At 35.2% G+C, this 13,881-nt stretch carries 15 protein-coding genes; 8 read left to right on the plus strand and 7 right to left on the minus strand.

Annotation, left to right across the window (positions count from 1 at the left end):
• Positions 1-31 precede the first annotated feature (31 nt).
• The gene (locus WKS98_RS09255; protein ID WP_498918758.1) at positions 32-928 is read right to left on the minus strand and encodes a YitT family protein; all 897 of its coding nucleotides are present in this window, start codon (positions 926-928) and stop codon (positions 32-34) included.
• Between the two features lie 165 nt (positions 929-1,093).
• Here WKS98_RS09255 and WKS98_RS09260 point away from each other — a divergent pair, with 165 nt between their 5' ends.
• The 3 genes from WKS98_RS09260 to WKS98_RS09270 all read left to right on the plus strand — a co-directional run bounded on the left by WKS98_RS09260 (position 1,094) and on the right by WKS98_RS09270 (position 4,091).
• Positions 1,094-2,149: a DNA polymerase IV gene (locus WKS98_RS09260; RefSeq protein WP_498918760.1), complete on the plus strand. Its 1,056-nt coding sequence runs from the start codon at positions 1,094-1,096 to the stop codon at positions 2,147-2,149.
• 129 nt (positions 2,150-2,278) lie between these two features.
• Positions 2,279-2,944, plus strand: a complete 666-nt coding sequence (locus WKS98_RS09265; protein WP_498918761.1) for a YitT family protein — start codon at positions 2,279-2,281, stop codon at positions 2,942-2,944.
• A 115-nt stretch (positions 2,945-3,059) separates the two neighbouring features.
• Complete coding sequence (locus tag WKS98_RS09270) at positions 3,060-4,091, plus strand: M42 family metallopeptidase (RefSeq protein ID WP_498918763.1); 1,032 nt, start codon at positions 3,060-3,062, stop codon at positions 4,089-4,091.
• A 186-nt stretch (positions 4,092-4,277) separates the two neighbouring features.
• On the opposite strand, the gene WKS98_RS09275 is transcribed toward WKS98_RS09270, so the two are convergent.
• From WKS98_RS09275 to WKS98_RS09295, 5 genes are all read right to left on the minus strand, one after another.
• Positions 4,278-4,820: a hemerythrin domain-containing protein gene (locus WKS98_RS09275; RefSeq protein WP_498918765.1), complete on the minus strand. Its 543-nt coding sequence runs from the start codon at positions 4,818-4,820 to the stop codon at positions 4,278-4,280.
• A 1-nt stretch (position 4,821) separates the two neighbouring features.
• Positions 4,822-5,022, minus strand: a complete 201-nt coding sequence (locus tag WKS98_RS09280; RefSeq protein ID WP_498918767.1) for a DUF1858 domain-containing protein — start codon at positions 5,020-5,022, stop codon at positions 4,822-4,824.
• Positions 5,023-5,104: 82 nt separating this feature from the next.
• Positions 5,105-6,727, minus strand: coding sequence for a hydroxylamine reductase (gene hcp / locus WKS98_RS09285; RefSeq protein WP_498918783.1), 1,623 nt, complete (start codon positions 6,725-6,727; stop codon positions 5,105-5,107).
• A gap of 75 nt (positions 6,728-6,802) precedes the next feature.
• Entirely contained in the window at positions 6,803-7,456 is a 654-nt protein-coding gene (locus WKS98_RS09290) for a Crp/Fnr family transcriptional regulator (RefSeq protein WP_498918768.1), read from the minus strand.
• A 330-nt stretch (positions 7,457-7,786) separates the two neighbouring features.
• Positions 7,787-8,554 carry an SDR family NAD(P)-dependent oxidoreductase gene (locus WKS98_RS09295; RefSeq protein WP_498918770.1) on the minus strand — a complete coding sequence of 256 codons (768 nt, stop codon included), beginning with the start codon at positions 8,552-8,554 and terminating at the stop codon, positions 7,787-7,789.
• 178 nt (positions 8,555-8,732) lie between these two features.
• Between WKS98_RS09295 and WKS98_RS09300 the strand changes: the two genes are divergently transcribed.
• Complete coding sequence (locus WKS98_RS09300) at positions 8,733-10,454, plus strand: ABC transporter ATP-binding protein (RefSeq protein WP_498918771.1); 1,722 nt, start codon at positions 8,733-8,735, stop codon at positions 10,452-10,454.
• Complete coding sequence (locus tag WKS98_RS09305) at positions 10,444-12,204, plus strand: ABC transporter ATP-binding protein (protein WP_498918773.1); 1,761 nt, start codon at positions 10,444-10,446, stop codon at positions 12,202-12,204. The genes WKS98_RS09300 and WKS98_RS09305 overlap by 11 nt, the downstream gene beginning before the upstream one ends.
• An 11-nt stretch (positions 12,205-12,215) precedes the next feature.
• On the opposite strand, the gene WKS98_RS09310 is transcribed toward WKS98_RS09305, so the two are convergent.
• Positions 12,216-12,590, minus strand: coding sequence for a hypothetical protein (locus tag WKS98_RS09310; RefSeq protein WP_498918775.1), 375 nt, complete (start codon positions 12,588-12,590; stop codon positions 12,216-12,218).
• A gap of 106 nt (positions 12,591-12,696) precedes the next feature.
• Between WKS98_RS09310 and WKS98_RS09315 the strand changes: the two genes are divergently transcribed.
• Genes WKS98_RS09315 through WKS98_RS09325 form a run of 3 tightly spaced genes read left to right on the plus strand, consistent with a single transcriptional unit; the run spans position 12,697 to position 13,776 of the window.
• Complete coding sequence (locus tag WKS98_RS09315) at positions 12,697-12,990, plus strand: ArsR/SmtB family transcription factor (RefSeq protein WP_498918777.1); 294 nt, start codon at positions 12,697-12,699, stop codon at positions 12,988-12,990.
• 9 nt (positions 12,991-12,999) lie between these two features.
• Positions 13,000-13,602 carry a methyltransferase domain-containing protein gene (locus WKS98_RS09320; RefSeq protein WP_498918779.1) on the plus strand — a complete coding sequence of 201 codons (603 nt, stop codon included), beginning with the start codon at positions 13,000-13,002 and terminating at the stop codon, positions 13,600-13,602.
• An 18-nt stretch (positions 13,603-13,620) separates the two neighbouring features.
• Complete coding sequence (locus WKS98_RS09325; RefSeq protein WP_498918781.1) at positions 13,621-13,776, plus strand: hypothetical protein; 156 nt, start codon at positions 13,621-13,623, stop codon at positions 13,774-13,776.
• The last annotated feature ends 105 nt before the right edge of the window (positions 13,777-13,881 follow it).

The raw sequence follows: 13,881 nt of genomic DNA on the forward strand, positions 1-13,881 counted from the left end.
GGTAGTAGGATAATCCTACTACCTTTTTTATTTATAATTCTGAAGTATTAAAGCCCTTGCCCCTTACTTCATATGCATCGGTAACTGCCATAAATGCATTACCATCTGCATGGGCAACTATCTCTTTTACTTGAGCAAGCTGTCTTCTTCCTACAACGGTGTAAATTACCTTGTAATTGGTGTGCTTGTAGCCACCGGATCCGTCAAGGAAAGTAACCCCTCTATTAACTTTTTGTATAATCTGTCTTTTTATTTCTTCATATTGGGATGAAATAATCATAACTTGTTTTCTTTCGCCAAGGCCCATCTGAATTCTATCAAGCAAATTGTATCCAACAGCCATGGATATGACTGTATAAAGTCCTCTGTCCAACGAAAATGCAATACATCCCATGGACACTATGACCATGTTCATGGCAAATAGTGCATTTCCAATATTTACATTAAAACGTTGTTTAAATATGGCAGCAACTATGTCAAGCCCACCTTGGGAGCTTCCATTTTTAAATAGCAGTCCCATTCCAATACCATTTATGGCACCACCGATTACAGCCACTAAAAAACTGTCGTCTAATAAAAAAGGATTGTTGAACTTGTCAAAGAATAGAAGTGCACCGGATAAAACAAATGCTGATATCATGGCATAGGTGGTGAACTTTTTGTTTATTAAAAAGTATCCCAACACTACAAGCGGAACATTTAACACAAACACCGTAACACCTGTAGGTATGTCATATAAAAATTTTAGTAAAAGACCTATACCCCCTACTCCTCCACTCAAAAAACCTTTTTGTTGGAAAAAGTACGTCATTGCAAACGCACAAATAAAATCTCCTATGATAGTTGCAGTTATGGTTCTTAAAAATTCTCTTTTGCTTCCAAAAAACTTAGCAACATTTTTATTCAACTGATTAGAATTGTTCTCCATTTGGATTCGTGATGTAACCTCCTTAGCATCTCATAGATATATAATAACTTATTTAATGAAATTTTTAAAGATTTAGACAAAGTTTATTCACAAAGTTAAATAATATTTTTTCAATGATATAATGATATTGGTGATTTCATGAGAGATGATTTAAATTTTTTACATATGGACCTGGATGCATTCTTTGCTTCCGTTGAAGAACTGGACAATCCAAAACTAAAGGGTCACCCCATGGTGGTTGGTGGAAAAAGTGGAAGAGGAATAATAACCACAGCAAATTATGAGGCGAGAAAATATGGCCTCCATTCTGCCATGCCTATCTTTATGGCAAAAGAACTTTGCCCTCATGTGATTATCGTTCCAACAAATCATCAAAAGTACAGAAAGAAGAGCGACGAAGTCTTTAAAGTCATTGAGAAGTATTCGAGTACAATCGAAAAGATGTCCATTGATGAAGCTTGTCTCGACATAAGCCACATCGATGAAGATCCAGTTAAACTTGCAAGGCATATTCAAAGGGATGTTTATAAAGAAACGGGCCTCACTCTTTCAATTGGAATAAGCTACAACAAGTCCCTGGCAAAACTTGCGTCGGACTGGAATAAACCAGAAGGCGTCTTTGTAATAAGAAAAAATATGGTTCCAAGGATACTGGAAGACCTGCCCATTGAAAAAATTGCGGGAATTGGTGAAAAGACAAAGGAGAAACTAAACGCCTTTGGAGTTTATATGGTTAGTGAACTGTTACAGCTGTCCCTTCCCTTTTTAAAGAAAAACTTTGGCAAGCAGGGAGAAGTAATCTACAACAGAATTCGTGGTGTGGACGAAAGAGCCGTTGAAACCACTAGGGTGAGGAAGTCACTGGGAATAGAAAGAACTTTTCCAAGGGACATAGACCGGGCGTCAGAGCTTGTAAAGCTATTAAAAAATTTTTCTGAGGAATTGTCTTTTGACTTGAAGAAGAGAAATATTCTAGCCCACACCATCACTTTGAAAATAAAGTTTAATAATTTTGAGACCATAACAAGGTCCATGACTTTAGATAATCCCACAAATGAATTTAAAGAAATCTATTTGAAGGGCTACTACCTTTTAAGAACGGTGGACATACAAAGGCCAATTCGCCTACTAGGACTAACTGCATCAAATCTTACTGATGATGATATAGTTCAGATTAGTCTTTGGGATTTAAATGACTTAAATTCTACATCTGCTAATTAGAGAAAAAAATAATACATTTAAATAGCAATTCACTATTGTGTGCTAAATTAACGAAGTTTTTATAATATTCACATTTTTTGTCAAATATGATACAATGTTTTCTAGAATATTTCGCATGAGAGGTATGTCATGAAATTCAGAAAGAAAAATGACTTTAAACACTTAATTAAAAACTTCATACTAATGTCGCTGGGAACTTTACTTTTTGCCATGAGCGTAAATTTATTTTATGTTCCATTTAATCTAGTATCTGGTGGAGTGACTGGAGTTGCAGTTATATTAAAACATTTTTTTGGTTTTACTGCTGAATCGACAATCTTTTGGTCCACCTTTCCACTAATGGCAATTAGCCTAATACTACTTGGAAAAAAATATACAATAAACACAATCTATTGTTCATTTTTACTTCCAGCGTTGGTTAAGGCAACAAATTCCATGTCTCCATTTTCAGGATCAAAACTAATGGCGGCAGTACTTGGTGGTATAATGGCAGGCCTTGGACTTGGCTTTGTGTTTAGAGCAGGAAGCTCCACAGGAGGAACTGCCATACTGGAGCAGTCACTTACAAACTACACGAAAATCCCACTAAATATATCTGTTCTACTAATTGATGGAACGATTATACTAGCAGGTTTTTTCACATTTGATTTAATGACAGGAATATATTCACTAATCTCATTATTATTTATGCAGGGCTTTGTAGGACTTACTCAAAAGTCAGTTAAACAAGAGTACAAAGTTCAACATAAAAAAGAAAAAGAAAAAGAAAAAGAAATGAAAGAGGGCTTCGTATAAAATAGAAGACTTTCAAAAAAATAGTCAAACCGTTACTAGCTAACGGTTTTTTTATATCTAAATGTATTCCAATATTTTGTAGGGTATAATATACTTGATAATATAGGAGGGAAATATGAAAAAAATTAAAGACATTGAATTTTTAGAAGAAATCTTAAATACCCCATCACCAAGTGGCGATACAAAAGCAGTTATGGAAATTGTGAGAAAAAAATTTGAAGGCTTGGGCCTTGAAATCAACTTTTCAAACAAAGGCGCAATGATTGTAACACTAAGGGGAGAAAGTGATGAAAAACAAGCTACCTTTGCAGCCCATGTGGACACTTTAGGTCTAATGGTTAAAGAGATTAAGGACAATGGTAGACTTAAAACAACTTTAATCGGCGGTTACGGTTACCCTGCAGTAGAAGGCGAATACGTTACAATTTCAACTATAGACGGCAAGAAATACACAGGAACCTGTCTACACGAACATGCTTCCTGCCACGTTTATAGAGATAGCGCAACAGCTGAGAGAAATAAAGATACAATGGAAATAAGAATTGACGAAGTTACAAGCTCCCGTGAAGAAACCGAAGATTTAGGAATAAACGTTGGAGACTTTATTTACCTTGATTCAAGAACTGAAATTACAGAGTCAGGCTTCGTTAAGTCAAGACACTTAGACGACAAGGCATGTGTGTTTGTACTTTATAAAGTTGCACAGCACCTAGTAGAAAATAAAATAAAACCAAAACACACAATGAACTTCTTTATCTCAAATTACGAAGAGATAGGTCATGGAGCTTGTGCAGGACTACCAAAGGAAACAGACGAATTTATAGTTGTGGACATGGCAGCACCAGGAATTGGACAAACCTCTTCAGAACTTGCATGTACGGTATGCCCTAAGGACTCAAGTGGTCCATACGATTTGGAACTTAAAAATAGACTTGTAAAACTTGCAAGGGACAACAATATCGAATACAGAATCGACATATATCCATACTATGGATCAGATGGATCAGCGGCTCTTAGATCAGGAGAAGACGTTAGGGTTGCCCTTATTGGTCCAGGAGTTGACGCTTCACACGCCATGGAAAGAACCCACATGGAAGGTATTCAAGCAACAATTGACCTTTGTTTAAAATACATTGAAACAAAATAAAAATTTACACTCATCATCTGGTGAGTGTTTTTTATGCAAATTTTACGAGAAAAGGTTTGCAAAAACAAAAATATGTGCTATTATATATATAAGATAATTTTATTTGCCTCCAACAAAAAGATGCCTTTGAAATAAAATAGCATCTTTTTTATTTATAAAAAAGGACCAAGGTAATCCTCGGCCCAATTATTCAAATATTATTTTTAAAAGTTCTTCCTTTCTTTCGAAAGTTTTTTCTTCTTCACTAAGTCTTTCTTTAGTTTCCGATTCAATAAGTTCCTTTGTTCCACATGCTAAATTATTTTCTCCAAATGGATATACTACAGAATTTTCCTTTTCAATATGCATTCTTAAAATATTTACATAGGCCATGGTGTACGAAATAATCTGTAACCTATCATGCACGTCTCCATTTGTTTTATATTCATTTAAATGCTTTTCAAGTTCTGTAATATAATGTCTGCCCAGTTGATGTTCCACAAGCATGCCATGTTGAATAAGCTTTTGTGCAGCCGGACCAAGCTCCTCCATCATATACTTAAAGAGGATATCCTCTTCCTTTTTATGGTGAACCTTGTCCGCAAAGTCCCTTATAAACTCAATGGAAGCTTCAAAAAACTCATAGTCAATAGAAGAACCTTCCAGTATTTTTATACACTCTTCTTCAAGCCTGTTAAGAAGTTTTGAAATTTCTTCATGCTCCTTTACAAGCACATCTATACTTTTCATCTTACATTTTTGCCGCTTCATTTAAAGCGTTAACTAATGCATCAACGTCAACTCCGTGAACCATAGCTGCTTCAGCGATTGATTCAGATTGAGATGCTGGACATCCTAGGCAGTGCATACCAATTTCCATTAGAACCGGTGCCACTTGTGGATATTCTGCAACAAGTTGACCAATTAACATATCTTTATCTATTTTGCTCATTTTTTTCCTCCTTTATTAATAATTCAACATTATTATATCATTGTTTTTGAGATTTATAAACTTCTCCAACTTCCTACTTCTATTAATTTACCCCAAGTAAGGCTAAATCATCTTCAACATTACTAATCGGTGCTAAATTAAACTTATCCACCAATACTTTTGTTACATTTTCTGATAAAAACGCCGGTAGTGTAGGTCCTAAATGTATATTTTTTACTCCCAGTGATAATAGCGCTAGAAGAACTATTACTGCCTTTTGCTCATACCATGCAATATTGTATACAATTGGAAGGTCGTTTATATCATCCAGACCAAATACCTCTTTTAGTCTTAGTGCAATAACCGCAAGGGAATATGAGTCGTTACATTGTCCTGCATCAAGAACTCTTGGTATGCCCCCAATATCTCCAAGGTTTAGTTTATTGTATCTATACTTAGCACATCCTGCAGTAAGTATTACAGTGTCCTTTGGTAGGGCCTTTGCAAACTCTGTATAGTAGTTTCTTCCCTTTTGTCTACCATCACATCCTGCCATTACGACAAACTTCTTTATGGCGCCACTCTTAACAGCTTCAACAACCTTGTCTTCAAGCTCCATAACTTGGTTATGGGCAAATCCACCAACTATTTCTCCCTTTTCTATTTCCTTTGGAGGTTCACATCTCTTCGCATGTTCTATAATTTCGCTAAAGTCCTTTTTCTCTCCAATACTACCTTCAATGTGTTTACAGCCATTAAAACCTGCAGCTCCAGTTGTGTATATTCTATCTTTATATTCATCAAGGGGTGGCACTATACAATTTGTTGTAAATAGCACTGGTCCATTAAAGGATTTGAACTCTTCCCTTTGATTCCACCATGATGAGCCGTAGTTTCCAACAAAATGATCATATTTTTTAAACTTAGGATAGTAGTTAGCTGGTAACATTTCACTATGAGTATATACGTCAACACCTGTGCCTTCAGTTTGTTCCAAAAGCATTTCCATATCCTTTAAATCATGTCCTGATATAAGTATGGCTGGGTTATTTCTAACGCCGATATTTACCTTGCTTATCTCTGGATTCCCGTAACTTGAAGTGTTGGCTTCGTCTAATAGTGCCATGCCCTTAACTCCATATTCTCCAGTTTCGACAACGAGGTTAAATAATTCATCAATACTTTTTTCTTCTAAGGTTTCACTTAGCGCCCTTTGAATAAATGAATCTATCTCTTCATTTGTCTTTCCTAGAACTTCTGCGTGTACAGTATATGCACAAAGCCCCTTTAGCCCATAGATTACTAGCTCTCTAAGTGATCTTTCATCTTCATCTTCTGTACTTAAAACTCCAACTTTTTTGGAAACTTCAGCCCAATTATCCCTGTTTAAATCTTCATAGTTTGAAGCTTCACTAAATACTTCTTTACTTAACTCACTTTTAAGAGTCTTTGTAGTCTTAATAGTCTTTTCAATTCTTTCATCAATTGCATCTTCATTAAAATTCGCATTTGTAATAGTTGTAAAAAGATTGTGAGTAACAAGGGAGTTAATCTCTTGAGATACCTTCTTACCTTCAGCCCTAAGAGCTGTAGTTACTTGAGAGAGTCCCTTAGTAAGCCATATAAGTAAGTCTTGCTTATTAGCTACTTCTGGCTTCTTTCCACATATTCCAGATTTTACACATCCTTCATTACAAAAAGTTTCTTGACATTGATAACAAAACATATTATTCATATTCTCCCCTCCTGTTAAATTGATTTTATCAATTATAAGAAGGCAAGTTCTGTAACAATTGTTACATTAAAAAAGATTTTCTAACATTTCTTTATTAAGAATTACCTTATTGCCAACCACATCAATAAGACCGTCCCTTTTCATATTCATAATCTCTCTAGAAATAGATGGTCTAGTGACACCCAAAAAGTCTGCAAGCTCTTCCCTATTAAACTCAAGTTCCAAAGAAGACTCCTTTGAATTACTTAAAAAGAAACGAGACAGCTTTTCCCGTAAAGTCTTTCCCGATTGTATAAGAAGCTTTTGGTTTAAGTAAAAAGCTTTCTGTGACAAAATTAAGAGCATATTGTTAACCACTTTGCTATTCTTAAAATTGTCACCGTTCATAACAAATGCAGTTTTTGGAATTGCAAGTATTGTTGAATCAACATCACAAACACAACTATAGTCATAGGACCTTTCCGGAAGATAAAGATAAACTTCTCCAAAAACAGTTCCAGGATTTGAAAACCTATTTACAATGGATCTGTTGCCATTTTCAGATATATTTTCTACCACAACAGAACCCTCTTCTAGTATAAATAAATAGTTTGGAATCTCTCCTTGAGAAAAAACCTCTTCCCCTCTTTTAAGACTTCTTCTAAGACCCTTATTCTCTTTTATAAAAGAATCTATTTCTTCTTTTGTTAAATTTTTAAAAAGATCCGAAATATTTGGCATATTTACCTCGTTAATAAGAATTTAGAGATTAGGCTTATTACACTTTCCTAGCGGAAAGTGAGATTCTTCGACTCCAAAATTCCTTCGGAATTTTTCCGCTCAGAATGACATTCAGGTAAGATAATCGTTATATTAAAGTGAAAACAAGTTTACTTGTCATGTTGAGCGAGCGTAGCGAGTCGAAACATTCTTGACCTAACAGAAGACGAAGTCTTCGTTGTAGGTCAAATGTCGATCTCGTTTCACTTTATGAAAGAAAGTGTCAGAAGTCGACCTCAAAAAAGCAAAGCTTTTTTTCTACCTCTTCTCCAATTTCTCACTTCTATTTATTTACATCTCAAGTGGTGACTCTGGAAGGATTTGTCCCCCATCAACAACAATGGTTTGTCCAGTAATATACTTTGCTTCATCAGATGCTAAAAACATTATTGCATAGGCAATATCATTAGGTTCGCCAAGGTATCCCATTGGAATAACCCTCTCTTGGTTTTCAATATATCTTTTACCAAGTACATTTTCCATTCCTGGAGTCATAATATTTCCAGGTTCCACTCCATTTATTGTTATATTCTTCTTAGCAAGGTCAAGGGCAACTGATTTTATAAATCCATTTACTCCAGCTTTTGCAGAGGCATAGTGAACTAATGAAGAGTTTCCAACTCTATTTCCGGTTATGGATGATGTTATAACAATTCTTCCACCGTCCTTAAGGTATTTAATGCCTTCTTTAGTGTTTAAAAATACTCCCTTTAAATTTATACCAATTACATTGTCCCAGTCTGAAACGCTCATTTCTTCTAAAGGAATTTCAGGAAAATATCCCGCATTAAGAAGAATTATATCAATGCTTCCCATTTCCTTTTCAGCATATTCATATAGTTTCTTAGTATCTTCTTCACTGGTTACATCTGCCTTGAAGAACTTTGCATTATAACCTTTTTTCTTTAATTCACCTTCAAAGCTCTTTCCACCTTCTTCATTTCTTCCAGTGAAGACTACATTTGCTCCCTCTTTCAAGAAAACTTCTGTAATTCCAGCACCGATTCCCTTATTACCACCAGTAATAACTACATTCTTGTCCTTCATTGAAAATGCCATAATATCCTCCTTTTATTATCTTTATTTTATTTTTCCAACTATTATTTTTATACCCAACTAAAAATGGTTTTAATTAAAAGTCTAAAGTAAGAGGTTGAAGAAGGTGAAATAAAATGGATTTTTATTTCCTTTACTGATGGTTTAAATTGTTTTACAATAGTTCTATTGGGGGTGTGAAATGTCTGATATAAAAAAGTATTTTAATTTTGTAAAGGGTTTTAAATGGCAAATCGCTTTTGGTTTTGTCATTGGAATTTTAACTCTTTTTACTACTTTAATGCTTCCTAAGATTATCGGAACTTTGACCGGGTACATTCAGTCAGGGGCTTTAAGTATTGTAATTATAAAAAAGTATTCTTTAATTATTTTAGCTGTGGGAATTTTTAATTACATTGCTAATGGAATTTGGAATTATATTTTCTTTAAAAACTATTACTATGTTGATAGTGAGGTTCGTGTTCGAATCTTTTTTAAAGCTCTTTCCCAAAGTCCAGGTTTTTTTAAGGTAAATCCTATTTCTGATATTATTAATAAGGCTACTTCTGACTCTGCTAATATTGCTGATGTGGCTGGGTATGGCCTTATGACTTTGATGGACGGGGTTTTGTTTCCGTGTCTAGTGTTTTATTATATGTTTAATATTTCGCCAATTTTAACTGTGGTCCCTATTATCGCCCTACCTATTATGGTTTATTTTATAACTTTGGTTAGTAAGAACTATGACAGGCGATACCTTTCTTTGAAGAAGTCCATGGACTCTTTACATGAGTCGGCCCTTGAAACTTACAATGGTATTAAAGTGATTAAGACTTTTAATCTATCTTCTATTATGGGCAAGATTTTTATGAAAAAGGTTGATAAGAACTTGGATGAGGAGCTTAGGTTACAGAGAATAAACACTTTATATATGCCTATTGTTGAAATTATTTCGGGCATTGCGGCGGTTATTTCTTTTGTGCTTGGCGCAAGGCTTATTAGGGAAGGTGCTATTAGTTATGGGGACCTTGTAACTTTTTCCATGTATCTAATGTACCTTATGTGGCCTGCTTTTGCCATTAGTGACTGTATCGTAATTTTAAAGGCTGGAAAGAATAGTTTGAAAAGGGTAGAAAATCTAATTGACTATAACGAGGATGACAACAAGGGAATTGTTTTACCTGAAATTTCTTCCATGGAATTTAGGGATGTGTCCTTTTCTTATCCTGGCAATAATAGTTTTAAGTTATCGGGGATTAATCTAAGTCTTGAAAGGGGCAAAAGGTACGGCATTGTTGGTAAGACCGGCAGTGGCAAGTCCTCTATTCTTCGTATGGTCATAAGGGAGTACCCTGATTTTGATGGTGAAATCTCTATAAATGGAGAAAGCGTGAAGAATATTGATTTTGATGTTCTTCGAAGGAGGATTGGATATGTGCCTCAGGAACACTTTTTGTTTAGCAAGTCCATTGGAGACAATATTAGATTTTTCCGTCATGTGGATAGTGAAGCTGTAATGGAGGCCATAAAGATGTCTGACTTTGAGAAGGATTTGGAAAATCTTCCTGATGGAATTGAAACTTTAAGCGGCGAGCTGGGTGTTAGTTTATCTGGTGGACAAAAGCAGAGGGTTTCTCTATCTCGAGCAGTGTTAACTGATGTGGATTTACTTGTGCTTGATGATGTGCTTTCTGCCGTTGATAATAACACTGAAATAAATATTTTAAATAATCTTAACAAGAGTTTTAGAGATAAAATCGTCATTATGGCAAGCCACAAAATAAGTGCCATTAAGGATTTTGATGAAATCTTGGTGGTTGATGATGGAAAGATTGTTGAAAGGGGCGACTTTGATAGTCTTGTTGAAAATGGAAAGTGGTTTTATGAACAAGCTCTAAGTCAGGGGGTGCTATATGGAAACTAAAGAAAAAAAGTTTCGTAAGGGAACAGGACGTCTTATGTTGGATACTCTTTCCAATGTAAGGTTCGATTTGTTCCTTGGAATTGCCCTGTCCTTGGTAGCAACTTTTCTAGGACTCCTGTCCCCTATTATTTTAAAGAAGCTTATTGATGTGGAGATATCGCCAAAGGTTGGCATTGTAAACAAAAATACTTTTATTATGACTGCTACTATGTATATGGGGTCGATTTTGTTTACAAATGTATTTAATTATGTGAAGACATTACAACTAAAGCGTACTTCTAATAAGGCTGCACACAGTCTTAGACAAAGGCTTTACTTTCACACTTTGGGACTTCCCCTATCTTTTTATGACAAGACTCCCGTTGGAACAATTTCCTCCAGGGTGGTTAGTGATATTGACCAGGTTAAAGAAATATTTTTCTATGGTTTCGCCACCGCATTTTCGTCAATCTGCTTTATAATCGGTTCTATTATCTATGTTATGAGCAAGGACTTTTATGCAGGACTTATCCTTTGTGTGCCAGTGCCAATTATGATTGGCCTCATTGTTGTTTATAATAATTATTCTGCAAAGTTACACATTGCCTATCGTAAAAAGAGGTCTAAGATTACTGCAGATTTGAATGAAAACTTAAATGGAGTTTCCATTATTAGGGCATTTGGTGTAAACCGTGAAGCCTATGATGAGTTTAAAAAGAGCAATGATAATCTATATAAAACGGGAATTAAAATTGAAGTGTTTGACTCCCTATTCTCATGGAACTTGTCAGACCTTTTGAGGATGCTTTCTACCGTTGTAATTGTATATGTGGTGGGCAAGGGAATCTTGAATGATAGTCCTGTAATGACTGTTGGATTTATGCTTTTGTTGATACAATATAATAATCAGATTTATGAAAGCATCACCAATACTTTAAGGCGTATGAATGTACTTGAAAAGGCCCTTGGCTCGGCGCATCATATTACGGAAGTGTTGGATGAAAGACATGAATATGAAGGATCCAAAAACTTAAGTGATGTGCATGGGGATGTGGAGTTTAAAAATGTATGCTTTTCATACGTTGAAGGAAATCCTGTGCTACACAATATTAATTTTCATGCGCCAAGTGGAACTAAAACTGCCATTGTTGGGGACACTGGATCTGGAAAAAGCTCCATTATTAATTTAATTTTTAGATTTTATAATGTGGACAGTGGAGAGATTTTAATTGATGGAAAAAATATTAGAGATTTTACTTCCAGTGAGCTTAGGAAACATATGTCGCTGGTACTACAAGACCCATTTATATTTAAGGGAAACCTTAGAGATAACATTGCCCTTGGGTATGAACATAGTGACGAGGAAATTGTAAAGGCGCTTAAGGCATCTGGTGGAAGTTATATGTATTCGAAACTACATGATGGCCTTGACAGCGACTTGAGCGGCGAAGGCGTGGGACTTTCACTGGGGGAAAAACAGATTGTCACCTTTGCAAGGTCTGTGTTAATGGACCCGAAAATATTGGTGCTAGACGAGGCAACGGCGTCAATTGACTCTGAGACGGAGAAGTTTATACAAATGGGCCTTGAAAACCTAATGAAGGGAAGAACATCATTTATAATTGCCCATAGGCTTTCCACCATAAAAAACTGCGACCAGATTATCGTGCTCGAAAAGGGCAGGATTGTGGAAGTAGGAAGACATGATGAGCTAATGGAAAAGCGTGGTAAGTACTATAAGTTGAATATGAAAGATAAAAGAGAAAGCTAAAGCTTTCTCTTTTATTTTACTTCAATTTCATAAACTCCATCCTTCACGGATAAAATTTCTACCTTTGCATGAAACTTTAATAACTTTTCAGTGTAGCCAACTATATTTTCTATTTTTTCATTGCCTGCCTTATCAAAATATCGTAAGTCCACAGTACCTTCTTGAAAGTTTTCTGGTGGTATTGATTTTATTTTTAACTTCCCCTTTGGTTTAATCTCTCCAACTTTTTTCCAATTGTCTTCACTGCTATATTTTATTTCAAAATTTTCTATGTTTTCTTCAGTTTTGTTGTAAAAAGTTATGGTTGATGTGTTCTCTCTTTTAAAATAAAAGACAAATGAAATGACAATCAATATTCCAATTATTAAAGTAATTTTTCTCTTCATCTTTGCCTCCTTGGTGAAATAATTATATATTTTCGTCGATACATTGACAACTGTCGATGTGAGTTATATAATAAATATATCGATAGATATCAATGTGAGGTGTGAAATGAAAGAAAAACAACTACTTTTAATTTTCAAATGCCTCTCCGATTCAAGTAGGCTAAAGATTTTAAATTATCTTGGAGATGGAGAGTTATGTGCATGCGAATTATTAGAATTTTTGCACATATCCCAGTCTACCCTGTCCTATCATATGAAGATTATGCTTCAGTGTGGTCTGGTTAAGGTAAGACAGGTAGGAAAGTGGTCCTACTACAGGATTGATAAGGATGTTTTTGTAGATTTTAAAAATTATATAAATGATTTAAAGTACTCAGATAAAAAAAGAAGTGAATGTTAGGAGGGTTTTATGGATAAGAAAAAAAATAAAACTTTAGATGAAAGTGAAATTAGAAAATCTGTTAGAGATTTTTATACTAATATTGCAACTGGAAAGGAAAAGACAAAGGTTGATTCTGATGATCTTAATAGAGCTCTTGGCTACTCAGAGGAACAACTTAAATCTGTTCCCGAAGAAGCTAACATGGGCCTTGGATGTGGCAATCCCCATGAAAAGGCAAAGCCAGCCGCTGGTGAAACAGTGCTTGACCTTGGATGTGGAAAGGGCTTTGATGTGTTTATTGCCGCAAAGGCCGTTGGTGATGAAGGTTATGTAATCGGTGTAGACTCAAGTATAGACATGGTGGAAAAGGCTAGGTACATCGGTAAGAAAAGAAAGTTTAATAATGTTGACTTTCGTCTTGGAGAGATAGAATACCTTCCTGTGGCGGACAACACTTTGGATATTGTTATTTCAAATTGCGTTATAAATCTATCCACTCAAAAGCAACAGGTCTACAATGAAATTCATCGAGTTCTTAAAAAGGGTGGACGAATTGGAATTTCTGATATAACACAGGCAAAACCTCTACCTCAGTCAGTATTGGATAATCCTAGAATGTACGGTACATGAGTTGCAGGCTCTGTAACCTTGGATAGGTTAATAGAAATTCTTAAAAATGCAGGATTTGTAAATATTGATATTGATACAAAGGATGTTACTGATGAATACGCCGCAAAGTGGGGTATTACTGAAGTTAATTTGAAGGACTATATAAGAAGTTCAACAATAACAGCATACAAATAGGGGTGGAAAGTTAACCAAGGGGGAAAAAGGAAACGTTTCGTATGCTATGGCAACACTTTTTTGGACACTTTTTTTAAGGTGTCGATATTTCCTTTACATCTTGCA

The sequence above is a fragment of the Lagierella sp. ICN-221743 genome (assembly GCF_037890055.1).
Taxonomy (GTDB): domain Bacteria; phylum Bacillota; class Clostridia; order Tissierellales; family Peptoniphilaceae; genus Mediannikoviicoccus.

What these genes read in the sequence shown, in the direction of transcription:
- WKS98_RS09255 (WP_498918758.1), bottom strand. Translation starts at nt 928, where the DNA reads ATGGAGAACAATTCTAATCAGTTGAATAAAAATGTTGCTAAGTTTTTT.
- WKS98_RS09260 (WP_498918760.1), top strand. Translation starts at nt 1,094, where the DNA reads ATGGACCTGGATGCATTCTTTGCTTCCGTTGAAGAACTGGACAATCCA.
- WKS98_RS09265 (WP_498918761.1), top strand. Translation starts at nt 2,279, where the DNA reads ATGAAATTCAGAAAGAAAAATGACTTTAAACACTTAATTAAAAACTTC.
- WKS98_RS09270 (WP_498918763.1), top strand. Translation starts at nt 3,060, where the DNA reads ATGAAAAAAATTAAAGACATTGAATTTTTAGAAGAAATCTTAAATACC.
- WKS98_RS09275 (WP_498918765.1), bottom strand. Translation starts at nt 4,820, where the DNA reads ATGAAAAGTATAGATGTGCTTGTAAAGGAGCATGAAGAAATTTCAAAA.
- WKS98_RS09280 (WP_498918767.1), bottom strand. Translation starts at nt 5,022, where the DNA reads ATGAGCAAAATAGATAAAGATATGTTAATTGGTCAACTTGTTGCAGAA.
- hcp (WP_498918783.1), bottom strand. Translation starts at nt 6,727, where the DNA reads ATGTTTTGTTATCAATGTCAAGAAACTTTTTGTAATGAAGGATGTGTA.
- WKS98_RS09290 (WP_498918768.1), bottom strand. Translation starts at nt 7,456, where the DNA reads ATGCCAAATATTTCGGATCTTTTTAAAAATTTAACAAAAGAAGAAATA.
- WKS98_RS09295 (WP_498918770.1), bottom strand. Translation starts at nt 8,554, where the DNA reads ATGGCATTTTCAATGAAGGACAAGAATGTAGTTATTACTGGTGGTAAT.
- WKS98_RS09300 (WP_498918771.1), top strand. Translation starts at nt 8,733, where the DNA reads ATGTCTGATATAAAAAAGTATTTTAATTTTGTAAAGGGTTTTAAATGG.
- WKS98_RS09305 (WP_498918773.1), top strand. Translation starts at nt 10,444, where the DNA reads ATGGAAACTAAAGAAAAAAAGTTTCGTAAGGGAACAGGACGTCTTATG.
- WKS98_RS09310 (WP_498918775.1), bottom strand. Translation starts at nt 12,590, where the DNA reads ATGAAGAGAAAAATTACTTTAATAATTGGAATATTGATTGTCATTTCA.
- WKS98_RS09315 (WP_498918777.1), top strand. Translation starts at nt 12,697, where the DNA reads ATGAAAGAAAAACAACTACTTTTAATTTTCAAATGCCTCTCCGATTCA.
- WKS98_RS09320 (WP_498918779.1), top strand. Translation starts at nt 13,000, where the DNA reads ATGGATAAGAAAAAAAATAAAACTTTAGATGAAAGTGAAATTAGAAAA.